The sequence below is a fragment of the Roseomonas sp. BN140053 genome (genome assembly GCF_047690175.1).
Classification (GTDB): domain Bacteria; phylum Pseudomonadota; class Alphaproteobacteria; order Acetobacterales; family Acetobacteraceae; genus Roseomonas.
In genome coordinates this window covers 260,969-276,929 of sequence record NZ_JBLLEB010000003.1, presented here as the reverse complement: position 1 = coordinate 276,929, position 15,961 = coordinate 260,969, and the positions used below count along the sequence as shown (strand labels likewise).

At 72.5% G+C, this 15,961-nt stretch carries 17 protein-coding genes; 6 read left to right on the top strand and 11 right to left on the bottom strand.

Annotated features, from left to right (window positions below; genetic code table 11):
* Positions 1–75 precede the first annotated feature (75 nt).
* Both ACLIBK_RS05225 and ACLIBK_RS05220 read left to right on the top strand, forming a co-directional pair.
* On the top strand, positions 76–399 hold the full coding sequence (locus tag ACLIBK_RS05225) for a TIGR02300 family protein (protein ID WP_415386172.1): 324 nt from the start codon (positions 76–78) through the stop codon (positions 397–399).
* A gap of 383 nt (positions 400–782) precedes the next feature.
* Positions 783–1,094, top strand: a complete 312-nt coding sequence (locus ACLIBK_RS05220; RefSeq protein WP_415386171.1) for a hypothetical protein — start codon at positions 783–785, stop codon at positions 1,092–1,094.
* Positions 1,095–1,573: 479 nt separating this feature from the next.
* On the opposite strand, the gene ACLIBK_RS05215 is transcribed toward ACLIBK_RS05220, so the two are convergent.
* Entirely contained in the window at positions 1,574–2,416 is an 843-nt protein-coding gene (locus ACLIBK_RS05215; protein ID WP_415386170.1) for an aldose epimerase, read from the bottom strand.
* Positions 2,413–3,255 (bottom strand): NAD-dependent epimerase/dehydratase family protein, encoded by an 843-nt coding sequence (locus ACLIBK_RS05210; protein ID WP_415386169.1) that lies wholly within the window; start codon positions 3,253–3,255, stop codon positions 2,413–2,415. Before ACLIBK_RS05210 ends, ACLIBK_RS05215 begins: the two co-directional genes overlap by 4 nt.
* 145 nt (positions 3,256–3,400) lie before the next feature.
* On the opposite strand from ACLIBK_RS05210, the gene ACLIBK_RS05205 reads away from it, so the two are divergent.
* The 3 genes from ACLIBK_RS05205 to ACLIBK_RS05195 all read left to right on the top strand — a co-directional run bounded on the left by ACLIBK_RS05205 (position 3,401) and on the right by ACLIBK_RS05195 (position 6,662).
* Entirely contained in the window at positions 3,401–4,753 is a 1,353-nt protein-coding gene (locus ACLIBK_RS05205) for an amidase (RefSeq protein ID WP_415386168.1), read from the top strand.
* 279 nt (positions 4,754–5,032) lie between these two features.
* Positions 5,033–6,040, top strand: a complete 1,008-nt coding sequence (locus ACLIBK_RS05200; RefSeq protein ID WP_415386167.1) for a Bug family tripartite tricarboxylate transporter substrate binding protein — start codon at positions 5,033–5,035, stop codon at positions 6,038–6,040.
* Positions 6,041–6,248: 208 nt separating this feature from the next.
* Positions 6,249–6,662 (top strand): DUF3775 domain-containing protein, encoded by a 414-nt coding sequence (locus ACLIBK_RS05195; protein ID WP_415386166.1) that lies wholly within the window; start codon positions 6,249–6,251, stop codon positions 6,660–6,662.
* 111 nt (positions 6,663–6,773) lie between these two features.
* Here the strand turns inward: ACLIBK_RS05195 and ACLIBK_RS05190 are convergent, their stop codons facing one another.
* The 7 genes from ACLIBK_RS05190 to groES all read right to left on the bottom strand — a co-directional run bounded on the left by ACLIBK_RS05190 (position 6,774) and on the right by groES (position 12,815).
* On the bottom strand, positions 6,774–7,169 hold the full coding sequence (locus ACLIBK_RS05190; RefSeq protein WP_415386165.1) for a cupin domain-containing protein: 396 nt from the start codon (positions 7,167–7,169) through the stop codon (positions 6,774–6,776).
* Positions 7,170–7,312: 143 nt separating this feature from the next.
* The gene (locus ACLIBK_RS05185; protein WP_415386164.1) at positions 7,313–8,368 is read right to left on the bottom strand and encodes a spore photoproduct lyase family protein; all 1,056 of its coding nucleotides are present in this window, start codon (positions 8,366–8,368) and stop codon (positions 7,313–7,315) included.
* 233 nt (positions 8,369–8,601) lie between these two features.
* Complete coding sequence (locus tag ACLIBK_RS05180; RefSeq protein WP_415386163.1) at positions 8,602–9,222, bottom strand: alpha/beta hydrolase; 621 nt, start codon at positions 9,220–9,222, stop codon at positions 8,602–8,604.
* A 69-nt stretch (positions 9,223–9,291) separates the two neighbouring features.
* Entirely contained in the window at positions 9,292–10,215 is a 924-nt protein-coding gene (locus ACLIBK_RS05175) for a ring-cleaving dioxygenase (protein ID WP_415386162.1), read from the bottom strand.
* Between the two features lie 245 nt (positions 10,216–10,460).
* Positions 10,461–10,673 (bottom strand): cold-shock protein, encoded by a 213-nt coding sequence (locus ACLIBK_RS05170; protein ID WP_415386161.1) that lies wholly within the window; start codon positions 10,671–10,673, stop codon positions 10,461–10,463.
* 145 nt (positions 10,674–10,818) lie between these two features.
* Positions 10,819–12,465: a chaperonin GroEL gene (groL, locus tag ACLIBK_RS05165; protein ID WP_415386160.1), complete on the bottom strand. Its 1,647-nt coding sequence runs from the start codon at positions 12,463–12,465 to the stop codon at positions 10,819–10,821.
* 53 nt (positions 12,466–12,518) lie between these two features.
* Positions 12,519–12,815 (bottom strand): co-chaperone GroES, encoded by a 297-nt coding sequence (gene groES / locus ACLIBK_RS05160; RefSeq protein WP_415386159.1) that lies wholly within the window; start codon positions 12,813–12,815, stop codon positions 12,519–12,521.
* Between the two features lie 263 nt (positions 12,816–13,078).
* On the opposite strand from groES, the gene ACLIBK_RS05155 reads away from it, so the two are divergent.
* A complete protein-coding gene (locus ACLIBK_RS05155) occupies positions 13,079–13,354 on the top strand; it encodes an usg protein (protein WP_415386158.1) in 276 nt (91 codons plus the stop codon).
* Between the two features lie 51 nt (positions 13,355–13,405).
* On the opposite strand, the gene ACLIBK_RS05150 is transcribed toward ACLIBK_RS05155, so the two are convergent.
* Positions 13,406–14,698, bottom strand: coding sequence for a type VI secretion system contractile sheath domain-containing protein (locus ACLIBK_RS05150; protein WP_415386157.1), 1,293 nt, complete (start codon positions 14,696–14,698; stop codon positions 13,406–13,408).
* A gap of 259 nt (positions 14,699–14,957) precedes the next feature.
* Positions 14,958–15,884, bottom strand: coding sequence for an AEC family transporter (locus tag ACLIBK_RS05145; RefSeq protein WP_415386156.1), 927 nt, complete (start codon positions 15,882–15,884; stop codon positions 14,958–14,960).
* Between the last annotated feature and the right edge of the window lie 77 nt (positions 15,885–15,961).

Sequence of the window (15,961 nt, the reverse complement as noted above, 5' to 3'; positions counted from 1 at the left end):
CAATCGCGCGCCCCTCATCGCCCGGCCCTCCTCGCCACACGTGGGAACCGGACCAGCAGCCAGGATCTCCCCCTCATGGTGAAACCCGAACTGGGCCTCAAGCGCACTTGCGTGAGCTGCGGGACGAAGTTCTACGACCTGACCCGCACCCCCGCCCTGTGCCCCCATTGCGGCACGGAACAGCCGGCCGAACAGCCGCGGCTGCGCCGCCCCGCCGCCCCCGCCGACGACAAGCTGCGCAAGCGCGCCGCCGCCGGAGCGCCGGAGACCGACGGCGACGAGGCGGAGGTGGAGGACGCCGACGCCGAGGCCGGGGTGGAGGATGCCGAGGAGCTCGACGAGGACGAAGACCTCGCCGAGGACATCGGCGTCGAAGGCGAGGGCGACGAGGAAAGCTGACGCCGTCCGGCGCGGCGGCCTTTTCGGCCGCTTCGCGCCGGTGCGTCCCGCCCTTCGGTTCCCGCTTCAGGGGACCGAAGGGCGGGTCCGTGTCAGCGCCGGGTACGGCCCGTTGTTGTCGGGCGGCGCGGCGCCGGCTTGCGCGCGGTGGTTGCCGCCGGCTTCCGGGCCGCGGCCGAGGGCTTGGGAGCCGGACGCTTCGCTGCGGCAACGGGCTTCGCTGCCTTGGCCGCCGCTTGCCTGGCCGTGACCGGCTTCTTCGCCGTTGCCCTGGTTTGCCCGGCCGCCGCAGCCGGTTTCCGTGCGGCGGTCGCGGGCTTCCTGGCTGCCGGGGCGGCCTTGGCGGTGGTTCTCGCCGTGGAGGCTTCTTCGCGGCGGCAGGCTTGCGGGCCCGGGTGGCCGCGCTGGCCGGCTTGCGGGTAGCGGCCGTGGCGCGCCGTGCCGGTGCCTTGGCGGCCGGCTTCGCCGCCGACCTGGCGGCGGTCGCAGCTGCCCGCGGGCGCTTCTCGGCCGTGGCCTTCGTCGTGGTGGTTTTGGCGGCAGGGCGCTTGGGGACCGCCTCGGCGGCGCGGCGCTTCGGGGCCTTGCCGGTGTCGCGCGTGATGGCGGTCTTGCGCGCCACGTCGCGCGGCTGGGCGGAGAACTGCTTGCCCGCCTTCGTGTCGCGCCGCTTCTTGGCGGTGGTGCGCGCGTAGTCCTCGTCCGACAGTTTCTCCCGCGCCTTTTTGGGCAGGTAGCGCTCGCCGGTTTCGCCGGACTCCTGGCCGGACTTGGTGCCCCAGTCCTCGCGCGTCCATTCAGACAGGTGATTGTGGGGGTCCTTGCGGCCTTCGTAGCCGCCGCCGGCCTTCTTGTACTCGGCCACTGCGAGCTGCGCCTTACGGGCGGACCATTCGCCGGGGTCACCGCCCTTGTTGCCGCGCGTGACCTCGGCCTTCACCTTGTCCCACAAGGCGGGATCGCTGCGCTTCGCCCTGCCTGCCGTCGACGCCGCCATGCGGTGCTCCCCGTGCGCGCCGCCGGAACGGGATCATCCCCAGGGCGGAACGTCAGGGGAACGTCGCCGCGCGCCGGCCGGTTTCTGCGCGGCCGGCGGGCGTAGAGCGGGCCTGCGTGCCGCGAAACCCGGGCGACGGGCGACGGGCGACGGGCGACGGGCGACGCCCGCCCCGGCTCAGTCCGCGCGCAACAGCGACAGCGAGCCCTCCAGCGCCTCCCCCGGGGCCAGCAGGGCCATCGCGCCCCAGGGCGCCAGGGCGGGGCGGTTGGCCACGTCCGTGACGTGGCTGACCGGCTCGACGCAAACCACCGCGCGGTCGGCCGGCGCGAAGAGCTGCGCCCGCGCCGCCCAGGCGCCGCGCGCCCGCAGCAGCAGCCGCGTTTCTTCCAGCTGCAGCGCCGCTTCCCCGTCCCAGCCGAGAAACTGCCCGTCGCGCCCGACCCAGCCCGTATCGGCCGGCGTCACCCCGGATGCGGGCACCACCGCGGTGGGCAGGCCGCGTGCATCCGTTTCGGTGCGGTGGGTGGCCCGCAGTTGCAGCGTCGTGCCGGGCGGGCGGCGGAACCAGGGGTGCCAGCCCAGGCCGAAGGGTAGCGGCCCCTCGGCGCGGTTGGACACGCGCAGCGCCAGGTGGAGGCCCGCCGCATCCAGGGACGCGTCCAGCACCGCGTCGTAGCGGAAGGGCGCGACGTCGATGCGCTGCACCAGCTGCGTCGACGCCTCGTCCTGCTGCGCGACCTCCCAGGGATGCTCGCGCGACAGGCCGTGGATCGCGTTGTTGCCGGGCAGGTCGTTGATCGGGAAACGCGCCTCGCCCCCCGGCCAGGGCAGGCGGCCGTCCTCCAGCCGGTTGCACCAGGGCAGCATCACGAAGGCCCCGGCCCGGCCGCTGTTGGGGCTGGCGCCCTCCGGCAGCGGCTGCAGCACATCCACCCCGTCCAGGGACAGGGACGCGAAGCCGCCGCCCTGTTCGGGCAGCAGCACCGCCGCCCAGCCGGCGGCCGCGAGGCGGATCATGCCGGCGCGAAGGGGTCGCGCGGCGACGGGGAGGTGCGGGTGTAATCGGCGACCGTGTAGCCGCCGCCCTGGTAGCGCTCGGTGACGGGATCGCCGCTCAGCTTGGCGCCGACCTGCTCGCGGAAGGCTTCGGCGCTGTCCTGCGGCTGCCAGCCGATGCGGTCGCGGTGGTCCCGCCCCCAGTAGGTCGCGGGATTGGCGGAAGCGCCCCAGATCACCCCGTGGCCGGTGCGCTCGGCCAGCACCGCCTTTTCGCAGAGCCGGGCGAGGTCGGCATAGCTCAGCCAGGTCGAGAGCATCCGCGCATCGGTGGGTTCAGGGAAGCAGGAGCCGATGCGGATGTTGAGGTTCTCCACCCCGTGCTTGTCCCAGTAGAGCCGGCCCATCAGCTCGCCGTAGGCCTTGCTCAACCCGTAGAAACTGTCGGGGCGAAAGGCGCAATCGGCGTCCAGCTTGGGCTCGCCCTCGGCGGGGCGTTCGTGGAAGCCGATGCTGTGGTTAGAGGAGGCGAAGATCACCCGCGCCCCTTCGCGCCGCGCCGCCTCGTAGACGTGGTGCAGGCCGCGCAGGTTGGGGCCGAGCACCACCTCGAACAGGTTCTCCGTGGCAATGCCGCCGAAATGCAGGATGGCGCCGCAGCCTTCGGCCAGCCGCAGCACCGTCATGCCGTCGTTGAGGTCGGCGCGGGTGAAGCGCGCGCGTTCCGGCAAGGCGTCGGGAAAGGCGGCGATGTCGGTCAGGCGCAGCGTCCAGCCGAGGGCGGAAAGCTCCCGCGCCAGCATGCGGCCGAGATTGCCGGAAGCGCCGGTCAGCAGGACGGGCTTGGGGGGGACGGGCATGGTTTTTCGGCGTTTCCTCGGGTGGTGCGCGGCCCGCCCATCCTGGCCCGCCCGGCGCGGGGCGTGAAGCGGCGGCGCGGGCCCGCTTGTCAAACGCCGCCGCCACCGCTTGCCTGGGCGCCACGCATCCCGGGGGTTTTCGCGCATGGAATCGCGCAGCATCGAAGCGGCCGCGGCCGCCCTGGCGGAAGGTCGCACCACCGCCGCGGCGCTGGCCGAGGAAGCCCTGGCCCGCATCGCCGACGAGGATGGCGAGGGCCGCCGCGCCTTTGTCGCCGTGCAGGCCGAGGCCGCCCGCGCCGCCGCCGGCGCCATGGACGCGCTACGCCGGGCCAACCGCGCGCCCTCGCGCTGGGCGGGCATCCCGATCAGCGTCAAGGACCTCTACGACCAGGCGGGGGTCGCTTCCCTGGCGGGGTCGGTGGCGCTGGAGGGCGTGACGCCCGCCGCCGTCACCGCCCCGTCGGTGGCGCGGCTGGAACGGGCGGGCTTCGTGGTGCTGGGGCGCACCAACATGGTGGAGTTCGCTTTTTCCGGCCTGGGCGTGAACCCGCATCACGGCACGCCGCGCTCGCCCTGGGACCGCGCCACCGGACGGCTGCCGGGCGGCTCCTCCTCGGGCGCCGCGGTGGCGGTGGCGGACGGGATGGGCTTCGCCGGGCTGGGCTCGGACACCGGCGGGTCCTGCCGGGTGCCGGCGGCGCTGTGCGGCATCGTCGGCTGGAAGCCCACCGCCCGCCGCGTGACGCTGGCCGGCACCGTGCCGCTGAGCCATTCGCTGGACAGCCTCGGGCCATTGGCCAACACCGCCGCCTGCTGCGCCGTGCTGGACGGCTTCATGGCTGGGGAGGAACTGCCGGAAGCCCCGCCCCCCGCCGCCCTGTCCGGCGCCCGGCTGGCGGTGCCGCGCGACACCTTCCTGTTCGAGGGCGTGGAGGACGCGGTGGCCGCGGCCTTCGAGGCGGCGCTGCGCCGGCTGGAAGCCGCGGGCGCCCGGATCGAAACGCTGGCCCTGCCGGAACTGGCCGAGATCCCCGCCGCCAACAGCAAGGGCGGCTTCGCGGCGGCCGAGGCCTGGGCCTGGCACGCGCCGCTGGTGGCCCGCGCCGGCAGCCGCTACGACCCGCGCATCCTGGCGCGGATCGAGCGCGGGGCGGCGATGACCGCCAGCGACTACCTGCTGCTGCAGCGCGAGCGGGCGCGGATCGCCGCCGCGGTGGCGGCCCGCACGGACGGCTTCGATGCTTTCCTGTGCCCGACCTGCCCGCTGACCCCGCCGGCCATCGCCGCGGTGGAGGCGGCCGAGGAGTACAACCGCATCAACCTGCTGCTGCTGCGCAACACGACGGTGGGCAACTTCCTCGACCGCTGCTCGATCAGCCTGCCCTGCCAGGCGCCGGGCAGCGCGCCGGTGGGGCTGATGCTGACGGGCGCGCAGGGGGCGGACCGCGTCCTGCTGGCCCTGGCGCAGGGGGTGGAAGCCGCGCTGCGGGCCTAGGCACGGCGCGCTCCATTTCCCCGGCGCTCCGACCCGGCGGCCTCCCCTGGCTGGCACTCCCCGCCAGCTAGCCCGGCGGGTTTTCCTGGCCGCCCGCGCCGGCCGGCCCCATGCTGCGTCCCGGCGCGGGAACCGTTGGGGCGGGTGCGCCGCCGTGGCCGGGCCGGCACCCCGCCGCGCGGTGGCGCCTTCCGGTACCGGCCGACGAGGGCACACCCGTGTTGGCCGAGGCCGGCGCGCGGGCAGAAGCAAGAACACCGGGAAGGAAACGGTTCTGAGATGACGGACGTGACGCGGCGCGGGCTGGGACGGCTGGCAGCGGGAAGCGGGTTGGCGATGGGGATGCTGGGGCTCCCGCTGCCCCGTGGCGCGGCGGCGCAGGGCAGCTTCCCCGACCACCCGATCCGGCTGATCGTGACCACCCCGCCCGGCGGCAACGTGAACGGCATCGCCCGCATCATCGCCGAGCAGTTCGGCCGCGCCGCCGGGCAGCCGATGATCGTGGACAACCGGCCCGGCGCCGGCGGCACCATCGCGGAACAGGTGGTGCTGCGCTCGCCGCCGGACGGCTACACCGTGCTGTTCTCCACCCTGGGGGCTCTGGTGACCAACGCCTTCACCTACCCGCAATCCGCCAACAACGCGCGCGACTTCACGGCCATCGGCATGGCCACGGGCACGCCGCTGCTGCTGATGAGCCACGTGTCCCTGCCGGTGCGCGACGTGCCCGAGCTGGTCGCCTATGCCCGGCAGCACCCGGACGAGGTCACCTTTGCGACCTCCGGCATCGGCACGCTGCCGCACCTCTTCGCCGAGCGCTTCTCGCGCAGTGCCGGGGTGCGGATGCTGCACGTGCCCTACCAGGGCGGCTCGGCGCAGCTGACGGACGTGCTGGCCGGGCGCACCAAGATCGTGTTCGAGTCGCAGTTCAACGGCATCCCGATGATCCAGAGCGGCAATGTCCGCGGCCTGGCCATCACCGCCGAGCGCCGCACGACGCAGCTGCCGGAGGTCCCCACCATGGCGGAATCCGGCTTTCCCGACCTGACCTACACCTTCTGGACCGGGATGGCCGTGTCGAGCGCCGTGCCGGAGCCGGTGCAGAGCCGCCTGTCGGAGCTGCTCAACCAAGCCCTGCGCGCGCCCGAGACCGCCCAGGCCCTGGGCGTCTTCGGCGTGGAGCCCATGGCTGCCGTCAGCGCCGCCGAGTTCCGCGCGCTGCTGGAGCGGGAGCGCGCGGCCTGGCGGCCGATCGCGGAACCCATCGCCGCGTCCATGCGCGGCTAGCCCTGCTCCCGGGCTGACCGTGCCGGCCCAGGAACGGGCCCGGCGCGTTGTTCGGGCCCTGATCCACCGCTGCGGCCGTTTCCGGCCCGCCGGCAGGGCGCGATGCTTTGCACGAAATCGCCGCCGGGCGCGGAAGCCCCGGGCCGGGCGGGGCGTTGGCGGGAGCACACACACGGCCCCACACACGGCCCAGCAAAGGCGGCTTCCCATGAGCGACCGGCCCGACCCCGACGACGAGCTGGATCTCGTCGTCAGCCTTCCCACCATCGTGAGCATCATCGACGCCGCCCGTGCCGTCGGCGAGCTGGAGGAGGAGGCCAACAACGAGGAAGTCCAGGACGAGGAAAATCCGGACGACAACGACCCCGACGCCCTGACCGACACGCTGAAAGGGCTGATCGACGAGTTGAACGAGGACGAGCAGGCAGCGCTGATCGCCCTCACCTGGGTCGGCCGCGGCGACTACGACACCACCGAGTGGGAGGAAGCGCTGCGCTTGGCGCGCGAGCGCAACAGCGCCGGCGACGCGGCGGAATACCTGACGGGCATGGAGCTGTTCGGCGACCTGCTGTCGGAAGGCCTCGCGGCCTTCGGCGTGCCGGCGGAGGAGGTCGGCCGCTGACGCGGCGCGCTTTCCGCCCGGGGGCGTGAGCGCCGGCCGGTGGGGGTACTGGCAGGGCTCTCGTCCCGTCGGGCCGCATCGCGGCGCCGGCCCTGCCCCGGCCGGCGGGGATCAGCGTCGGTACTGCGCGTCGCTGACCTGTTCCATCCAGGTCACGGGCGAGCCGTTCAGCTTTTCCTGGATGGCGACGTGGCTCATGGCCGTGGTCGGCGTGGCGCCGTGCCAGTGCTTCTCGCCCGGGGGAAACCAGACCACGTCGCCGGGGCGGATCTCCTCGACCGGTCCACCCTCGCGCTGCGCCCAGCCGCAGCCGGAAAACACGAACAGGGTCTGCCCGAGCGGATGCGTGTGCCAGGCGGTCCGGGCACCCGGTTCAAAGGTGACCAGCGCTCCCGCCACGCGGGCGGGGTCGGGCGGGCTGAACAACGGGTCGATGCGGACCGTTCCGGTGAAATACTCGGCCGGTCCCTTGCCGGAAGGCTGCGAGCCCGCGCGGTTGATCTCCATGCTTCCATTCTCCCCTGGCCATCATTTTTCCCGGCCACCCCGGGACGGTCGGGCACCTGCCGGAGGCAGGTTAGCCGCTGCGGCGCGGGACGGTTAGGCAGCCGCCGGGATGGTGCGGCAGATCGCCGGGACCGCCCGCCGTCTCAGAAGGCGTAGCGCACGCGGCAATAGGGCATGCGGGCGGCCAGCAGGTCCCGGAAGCGCCCGAGCCAGCGGCCCTTCCAGCCGGTGCGATAGCGCAGGTTCACGCCGCCGCTCTCGGACACCTTTTCCTCCTGGATGTCCGGGCGCCAGAGCAGCTCCTCCGCCTTCGGGTGCCAGGCGAGGTTGATCTCGTGCAGCTCCCTGTTGTGGGTCAGCATGATGATCTCCGCCGCCAGCTGGTCCTTCACGGCGGCGGGCAGCACCTCGTCCAGCTCCGCGAAGAGCGCCCCCCATTCCGCCTCCCAGCCCTCACGCAGCACCACGGGGGAGAAGTTCAGGTGCACCTCGTAGCCGGCGCGGTGCAGTTCGGGGATGGCGGCGATGCGTTCGGCCACGGGGGAGGTGCGGACATCCAGCAGCTTGGCCAGCGCGGGCGGCATCAGCGACATGCGGATGCGCGTGCGGCCCTGGGGCTCGTAGCCCAGCAGATCCGGGTTCACCCATTTGGTCGCGAAGCTGCCCTTGGCGTTGGGCAGGGTGCGGAACAGCGCCACGAGGTCCCGCACGTTGTCGGAAATGGCCGCATCCACCGACAGGTCGCCATTCTCGCCGAGGTCATAGACCCAGCTCTGCGGGTCCACCTGGTTCGGCTCGGCTTTCGGGCCCTGACGCGCGGCGTGGCGGGTGGTGGCGGCCAGGATCGCCTCGATGTTCACGAAAACGCTGATCGGGTTGGCGTGCCCCTTGCGCCGGGCGACGTAGCAATAGGCGCAGGCCATGGCACAGCCATTGGAGGAGGAAGGCGCGATGAAGTCCGCGCTGCGCCCGTTGGGGCGGAAGGTGAGGTCCTTCTTCACCCCCAGCACCAGCGCCTGCTTCTTGGTGGCCAAGTAGTCGCCGGGATCAGCCTCGCGCAGTTCCGGGATGCGCCAGTGGGACGCGACGGGGATGCGCTCGGCATCCGGGAAGCGGGCCAGGATCTCCCGCCCGCGGGCGTGCTCCTCCACGGCGGCTTCGAGGTAGATGCGGGCGATGTCGAGCGGAAGGGCGGCCATCCCCGCAGGATGTGGGGCGCCGCCCGGACTTCGCAGGGGGCGGGTGCATCGGGCCTTCATTGCGGCCTGATGGGACAAGGAAGCCGAGGGGAGGTATCCCCCCGGACCCCCTTCTATTTTCGGGAGTTTGGGGCGCTGCCCCGGCCAATGGCGCGACACAGACTCCCGAAAAAAGGAGGGGGTCCGGGGGAGTTCACTCCCCCGGCCTTCCCTGCCCTTTCAGCCCGGCGGTCTCAGAGGGCGTCCAGCCAGTTCCGCGTCAGGGTCACATCGGCCTGGGACAGGCCGTGGCCGGCCGGCAGGGTCCGGTGCTGCACGGTGGCGCCCAGCCCGGCCAGCTGCGCCGCCAGCGCCTCGCTGCGCGCCGCCGGCACCAGCGGGTCGGTGGCGCCGGACAGGATCAGCACGGGGCGGCCCGCCAGGGGCGTTTGCGGCGGGTCCTGCAGCGGCGCGGTGGCGCGCAGCAGGGCGGCGCCGCGCAGCACCTCCGGCCGCAGCAGCAGCAGCGCGGCGGCGATGTTGGCGCCGTTGGAGAAGCCCAGCGCTACCGGGGCTTCCAGCCCGTAGCGCTCGCGCGCGGCGAGGACGAAATCGGCCAGCTCCTCCGTGCGGCGGCGCAGGTCGGCCTCGTCGAAAACGCCCTCGGCGAGGCGGCGGAAGAAGCGCGGCATACCGCCCTCCAGCACCTGGCCACGGGGCGACAGCAGCGCTGCGCCCGGCGCCACGGCGAGGCCCAGCGGCAGCAGGTCGGATTCATTGCCGCCCGTGCCGTGCAGCAGCAGCAGCGGCGGGCGCCCGTCGCGGGTGGCGGGCTCGAAGCGGTGCGTGTGGGACAGGGCGGTCGCGGTGGTCATGGCCGGGCACTCCGGGAAGGGCGTTGCGGGAGACCGCCGCGCCGATGGGGCGGCGGTCCGGTTCCTGGCTCAGGCGAGCTCGGGCAGCACCGACTCGATGGCCGCGCGCTGCGGCTCCAGGAAGTCGGGCAGCTTCAGCGCCTCCCCCAGCGACGCGTCGGGCTCGTCCACCGCGAAGCCCGGGTCGTCGGTGGCGATTTCGAACAGCACGTGGCCGGGCTCGCGGAAGTAGACCGAGCGGAAGTAGTTGCGGTCCTTCTGTTCCGTGGTGCGCAGCCCGTGGTTGGCCGCCAGCTTGCGCACCATCTCCGCCTGCACCGCGTCGTCCGCCGCCCGGAAGGCCAGGTGGTGCACGGAACCGCGCCCCAGCCGCGCCGGCAGGAAGCCGCCGACGCCGCGCAGGTCGACGATGCCGCCGATCGCCGTGCCCTCGGCCCGGAAGCGGGTCACGCCGCCCTCGCTGGCCGCTGCCGCGAAGCCGAACACGTCGCTCAGTACCGCGCCGGTGGCGGCGATGTCCTCCAGCATCAGGCTGACGCTGTGGAAACCGCGGATGGCGTGCTCGGCCGGGATGTCGCCGGCGGCCCAGGCGGGCTCGGCCTCGATCCCCGGCACCGCCGCCAGCGCCAGCCGCATGCCGTCCGGGTCGCGGAAGCTCAGCACGGTTTCGCCGAAGCGCTGGCTGCGCTCGATCCCCTGCTCGATCAGCCGGTGGGTCCAGAAGCCGACCGAGCCTTCGGGGATGCGGAACACGGTTTCCTGCAGCTCGCCCGCTCCGGCCCGGCCAGGGGCCGCGTGCTCCCAGGGAAAGAAGGTCAGGATGGTGCCGGGCTGCCCGGCCGCGTCGCCGTAATACAGGTGATAGGAGCCGGGATCGTCGAAGTTCACCGTCCGCTTCACCAGGCGCAGGCCGAGGGTGCGGGCGTAGAAATCCAGGTTGCGGCGGGCGCTGCCGGCGATGGCGGTGACGTGGTGGATGCCGTTGCGGGTCATGGCGAAAACTCCTGCTGGAGGACGCCGGGGGGCTTCGGGTGAAGCCGGCGTCGGGCTGCGGCAGGAGATAGGACGATCGCGGCCCGTTGCGGGGGAAATCGGATTGCGCCGGCGCAATGCCGCCAGTGCGAGGAGCGGCATGGAATTGCGGAGTTGGCCGGTTCAGGCTGTTGCCGCGCCGCCGCTGTTTGCGCAGGGCCCGGCGGCGCAGAACCGGTGTGCGATGACTGTCCGGGTGCCGGGGCTCAGTCCGGCAGCAGGCGCAGCACGGAAGGGCCGGGCTGCTTGGGCCGCTGCTCCACCTCGTAGGCGACCTCCTCGCCCTTCTTGAGCGTGCGGCGGCCGGCTTCCTCCACGGCGGAAAGGTGGACCATCACGTCCGGGCTGCCGTCGTCGGGCCGGATGAAGCCGTAGCCCTTGGCGAGCTGAAACCAGATCACGGTGCCGGTGTGCCGCATGGGCGCTCCCCGAAACGGAAAAAGGGGCGGCCCGTTGCCGGACCGCCCCCTTCCTAGACCAGAACCCCGGGGAACCCGAAGGTCCCCCGTACGGGGCGGGCAAGCCCGCCCCTGGAGGGAGCGGGCGAGCGCCCGCCCCTGGGGATCAGAAGTCCATGTCGCCCATGCCGCCGCCCGGGCCACCGGCCGGCATGCCGCCGCCACCCTTCTTCTCGGGCTTGTCGGCGATCATCGCCTCGGTGGTGATCAGCAGGGCGGCCACGGAAGCGGCGTCCTGCAGGGCGGTGCGCACGACCTTGGTCGGGTCCACGATGCCGGCCGCGATCAGCGCCTTGTACTCGCCGGTCTGCGCGTCGTAGCCGTAGTCGTAGCTCGGGTTGCGCAGCGTGTCGCCGGCAACCACCGCGCCGTCCTGACCGGCATTCTCTGCGATCTGGCGCAGCGGCACCTGGATGGCGCGGCGGATGATCTCCACGCCGACGCGCTGGTCGTCGTTGTCGACCTCCACGTTGGCCAGCTTCAGCGAAGCGCGGGCGAGCGCCACGCCGCCGCCGGGGACGATGCCTTCCTCGACCGCGGCACGGGTCGCGTGCAGCGCGTCGTCGACGCGGTCCTTGCGCTCCTTCACCTCGACCTCGGTGGAGCCGCCGACGCGGATCACGGCGACGCCGCCGGCCAGCTTGGCGAGACGCTCCTGCAGCTTCTCACGGTCGTAGTCCGAGGTGGTCTCCTCGATCTGCGCCTTGATCTGCTCCACGCGACCCTGGATGTCGGCCTTCTCGCCGGCACCGTCGACGATCGTGGTGGTCTCCTTCTCGATGCGGACGTTCTTGGCCCGGCCGAGCATGTCGAGGGTGACGTTCTCGAGCTTGATACCGAGATCCTCGGAGATCACCTGGCCACCGGTCAGGATCGCGATGTCTTCCAGCATCGCCTTGCGGCGATCACCGAAGCCCGGCGCCTTGACGGCGGCGATCTTCAGGCCACCGCGCAGCTTGTTGACCACCAGGGTGGCCAGCGCCTCGCCCTCGACATCCTCGGCCACGATGATCAGCGGGCGGCCGGACTGCACGACGCTTTCCAGCAGCGGCAGCATCGGCTGCAGCTGGGACAGCTTCTTCTCGTGGATCAGGATATAGGGGTTCTCGAGGTCGGCGATCATCTTCTCCGCGTTGGTGATGAAGTACGGAGACACGTAGCCGCGGTCGAACTGCATGCCCTCGACGACGTCGAGCTCGGTCTGGACGCCCTTGGCTTCCTCGACCGTGATCACGCCCTCGTTGCCGACCTTCTCCATCGCCTGGGCGATCATCTCGCCGATCTCGGTCTCGCCATTGGCGGACAGGGCGCCGACCTGGGCGACCTCGGCGGAGGTGGAGATCTTCTTGGTGTTGGCCTTAAGGTCCGCGATCACCACGGCAACGGCCTTGTCGATGCCGCGCTTGAGGTCCATCGGGTTGAGGCCGGCGGCCACCGACTTCACGCCCTCGCGCACGATGGCCTGGGCCAGCACGGTCGCGGTGGTGGTGCCGTCACCGGCGATGTCGTTGGTCTTCGAGGCCACTTCGCGCACCATCTGGGCGCCCATGTTCTCGAACTTGTCGGAAAGCTCGATCTCCTTCGCGACCGTCACACCGTCCTTGGTGATCCGGGGCGCGCCGAAGCTCTTGTCGATGACCACGTTGCGGCCCTTGGGGCCCAGCGTGACCTTTACCGCGTCGGCGAGGATGTCGACGCCGCGCAGCATGCGGTCGCGGGCGCTAGCGCCAAACTTGACGTCCTTGGCAGCCATGTTGATTGAACCCTTCTGAAATTATAGGGAAGCGAGTGCGGAACGGCGCCTGTTCAGGCGGCCTGGTCCACCACACCCATGATGTCGGACTCCTTCATGATCAGGAGATCCTCACCGTTGAGCTTCACCTCGGTGCCCGACCACTTGCCGAACAGGATGCGGTCGCCGGCCTTGACGTCGAGCGCGGTGATCTCGCCCTTGTCGTTGCGGGTGCCGGTGCCGACGGCGACGATCTCGCCTTCCTGCGGCTTCTCCTTGGCAGTGTCGGGGATGATGATGCCGCCCGCGGTCTTCTCGTCAGCCGTCACGCGGCGAACGAGAACGCGGTCATGCAGGGGGCGGAAAGCCATAGAGTATCCTCCTGATGCCTTGCCTGAAACTGTTGGCTCGGATCTGTGTCCCGACCGGGGGAGCGTTGTTGGCACTCTACCTCGGTGAGTGCCAGCCATCTAGGAGAAGCTCGCGCAGCCGTCAAGCGGGACGGCAGCACTCTCGTGCGTCGAGTGCCAAACCTTTGATCGCAAAGGATTTATTTTCCGTCCAGTGACCATCTCGTGGCAGGCTTCCGGGGCAGGTCCCCAGGCGGGGACCGGGAACCAGAGAGGTGCCAGGCATGATTCTGCGGGAAATCGAGAGCCTCGTCCGTATCCCCGACTGGCGCGTGACCACCGCCGAGCTGCTCTACCACATGCCCGATCACCCCGGCGTGCTGCAGTCCTTCCTGTGGCAGAAGCTGGACCAGGCCCCCGCCTTTCCGGAGTTGCACCGCTTCCTCGATTTCTGGCGGCGCGAGATCGAGGGGCCGCTGCATTCCGTGCGCGTCGCCTCCGCCGCGCTGTGGCGCCCGGCCGAGTTCCGCTACGCGGCCGGGGAGTTCACCCTGCACTGACAGGCGCCGGGGCCGCCGGAACGGGCCCGCCCGAGTGTCCGGGCGGAGCCCTTACGGCAAGCGGCCCATGACGCTCACGCCGCCGGGCATGATCTCCTCCGGCCCGAGCCAGGGCCGCAGGTGGCAGGCCAGCAGCTGTCCCCCGCCGGGGTCGGGCCGCAGCGTCAGGCGCACCTCGTGCAGGGGTGTCCGGATGCGCCGTTCCGCCAAGGGCAGATCGGGGTCCTGGCGGTAGCGCTCCAGCCAGCGGGCGAGGAGATCCTCCAGCTGCGGGCCATCGAGGCGGCCCGCCTGGTCGCGCGCCAGCACCCGCAGCGACTGCATGACCCGCCCCGTCGCCAGCACGAAGGGCAGCTGCGCCGCGATCCGGGCACTCTCCGTGGAGGGCTCGCCTTCGTAGCGCCGCGGCCGGTGCAGCGTGGGGGCGCGGCGCAGGAAGCAGCGGCCATCCGCCGCCAGGGACACCGGCAGCAGCCCGGCTTCGGCGGCCACGGGGCCGGGCTCCGCCGCGGCAACCGGGGTGGGCAGCTGCGGCGACCACGCGTCGGGTGCCGGCCCCAACAGGCCGGCCACCCAGCCGGTGGCGGCGTGCAGCCGGGCCAACCGGGCAGCCACCGCGTGCGCCGCCCCCATCCCGTCCCCTGCTGCCGCGCCCGCTCCGCCGCCGGGGACCGGCAAGGGCGGGGCGGCGAGGACGAGGTAGCGGCTCTCCGGCGCCTGCCGCAGCGCCTCCCAGGCGGTTCCCGCGGCGCCGTCCCGGAACAGCGGTTCAGCGGCGTTCGTCAGCACCGGCGCGTGGGCCTCGGCCCCCAGCTGGGCAAGGGCGCGCAGCGCGTCGGCGTCGGGCTGGTCCCAGGCATAATCCGCGAGCAGCAGAGTGAAGGGCGCGCCGCCGCCCGCCGCGAAGGGCTGCTCGCAAACGGCCCGGAACAGTGCGCCCCCGCGCCCGGCCGCCAGGTCGGCCACCAACTCCTCCCGCGTCGCGTCGAGCACCATCAGGCGGCACGGTTCCGCGAGTTGGGCCGCCAGGAAGTGCAGGCCACGCCGCGCCCGTTCCACCCATGGCCCGGGTGCGGGTCCGGCCAGCAGGGCGTCGAGGCCAGCCGCCGCAGCGCCGGCAGCGCCGCTCGCCTCGGCAACGGCAGGGCCGCTCGCCCCGACGGCGGTGAAGCGACCTGCGCGTAGCGGAGGCCTTTCCCCCGGCGGTCGCCCGCCCGACAGGTCGGCGATGAGGCCGATCACGAAGGGCAGTTCCACGTCCTCGCCGGAGCCGTTCGGCGCGGGGCGCAGCAGCCGCGTCCGCATCCGGGAAGGAAAGGCGGGTGGTGCGTAATCGCCGCTCATCGCGCTACCTTTCCCTGGGGAACCGGTCCGGACCGATGTTCAGCGTCAGGCAGCGCCCGGCCCGGCGGTTTCCCTGCCCCGGCACAGCCCGCCAGCAGCCCTGACCGGCATCCCCCGCACGCCCGCCACGCGCCGCTCCCTGCGATGCCGGAACAATACTGCACCCGGCCGGCGCGGGCACAACGCCTCGCCCACCCTTTCCCGGAAAGGTTCCGCGAGGGCGCGCCCCGGCCACCGGAGGGCGCGGGGCGGCCGCGCCTCAGCGGTGGAACAGGGCGATGATGGTGCTCAGCGTCACCACCGACAGGGCCGAGGCCAGCAGCACCGTGGCACCGGAGCGGTTCATGCCGGTGGCGTAGCGTCGGGCCAGGATAAAGGCGTTGGCCCCCGTGGGCATCCCGGCCGCCGTTACCGCCACCGCGGTGGCGATGCCGTCCAGCCCGTAGAAGCGGCAGGCCAGCCACACCGCCAGCGGCACGCCCAGCAGCTTCAGCACCACCGCCAGCGTGGCATCGGGCCAATCGCGGCGGATGTTGAAGCCGGTCAGGCTGGCGCCCAGGCAGAACAGCGCCGCCGGCGGCCCCGCCGCCCCCAGCAGCGCCAACAGGCGGCTCATGGCCTCGGGCGGCGGGGGCAGCAGCAGCGACCACAGCCCGCCCAGCGCCACGCCCATCACCACCGGGTTGCGCAGCACCGCCCCCAACGTCGCTGCCATGATCCGCCGGGGCGAGGAGCGGCCGTGCAGCCCCAGTTCAGCCACCAGCGTCGCGATTGGCAGCATGACGATCGAATGCAGCCCGATGATGGCCAGCAGCGCGCGCAGCCCGTCCGGCCCATAGGCGCCCAGCACGATCGGCAGCGCCAGCATCACCAGGTTGCCGTAGCTGGCATCCAGCGCGAAGAGCCCGGAATCGGCCAGCCGGAGCCCGCGCCACCGCCCCACCAGCAGCGCCAGGGCATAGACCGGCAGGCAGCCGGAAAAGAAGGCGATGGCCACCGTGGCGGTGGCGGCGGAGGGCCCGGCACTGGCGGCGCCGTTGAACAGCAGCGCCGGCAGGGCGAGGGCGAACACGAAGTCGTTGATGCCGCGCACGCCCTCGGCGCTGATGCGGCCGGTGCGGCGGGCGAGGTAGCCCAGCACGATCACCAGGAACACCGGCAGCACGGTGTTGACCACCACGCTCATCGCGCGGGCCTCATCCGCCCGGGCGACCCATCGCCCCGGCCGGGCAAGGGAGCCCGACCGGTCCGGGCCGGAGCGCC

Coding starts and splice junctions, on each gene's coding strand:
- ACLIBK_RS05225 (WP_415386172.1), top strand. CDS start 76: ATGGTGAAACCCGAACTGGGCCTCAAGCGCACTTGCGTGAGCTGCGGG.
- ACLIBK_RS05215 (WP_415386170.1), bottom strand. CDS start 2,416: ATGATCCGCCTCGCGGCCGCCGGCTGGGCGGCGGTGCTGCTGCCCGAA.
- ACLIBK_RS05210 (WP_415386169.1), bottom strand. CDS start 3,255: ATGCCCGTCCCCCCCAAGCCCGTCCTGCTGACCGGCGCTTCCGGCAAT.
- ACLIBK_RS05205 (WP_415386168.1), top strand. CDS start 3,401: ATGGAATCGCGCAGCATCGAAGCGGCCGCGGCCGCCCTGGCGGAAGGT.
- ACLIBK_RS05200 (WP_415386167.1), top strand. CDS start 5,033: ATGACGGACGTGACGCGGCGCGGGCTGGGACGGCTGGCAGCGGGAAGC.
- ACLIBK_RS05195 (WP_415386166.1), top strand. CDS start 6,249: ATGAGCGACCGGCCCGACCCCGACGACGAGCTGGATCTCGTCGTCAGC.
- ACLIBK_RS05190 (WP_415386165.1), bottom strand. CDS start 7,169: ATGGAGATCAACCGCGCGGGCTCGCAGCCTTCCGGCAAGGGACCGGCC.
- ACLIBK_RS05185 (WP_415386164.1), bottom strand. CDS start 8,368: ATGGCCGCCCTTCCGCTCGACATCGCCCGCATCTACCTCGAAGCCGCC.
- ACLIBK_RS05180 (WP_415386163.1), bottom strand. CDS start 9,222: ATGACCACCGCGACCGCCCTGTCCCACACGCACCGCTTCGAGCCCGCC.
- ACLIBK_RS05175 (WP_415386162.1), bottom strand. CDS start 10,215: ATGACCCGCAACGGCATCCACCACGTCACCGCCATCGCCGGCAGCGCC.
- ACLIBK_RS05170 (WP_415386161.1), bottom strand. CDS start 10,673: ATGCGGCACACCGGCACCGTGATCTGGTTTCAGCTCGCCAAGGGCTAC.
- groL (WP_415386160.1), bottom strand. CDS start 12,465: ATGGCTGCCAAGGACGTCAAGTTTGGCGCTAGCGCCCGCGACCGCATG.
- groES (WP_415386159.1), bottom strand. CDS start 12,815: ATGGCTTTCCGCCCCCTGCATGACCGCGTTCTCGTTCGCCGCGTGACG.
- ACLIBK_RS05155 (WP_415386158.1), top strand. CDS start 13,079: ATGATTCTGCGGGAAATCGAGAGCCTCGTCCGTATCCCCGACTGGCGC.
- ACLIBK_RS05150 (WP_415386157.1), bottom strand. CDS start 14,698: ATGAGCGGCGATTACGCACCACCCGCCTTTCCTTCCCGGATGCGGACG.
- ACLIBK_RS05145 (WP_415386156.1), bottom strand. CDS start 15,884: ATGAGCGTGGTGGTCAACACCGTGCTGCCGGTGTTCCTGGTGATCGTG.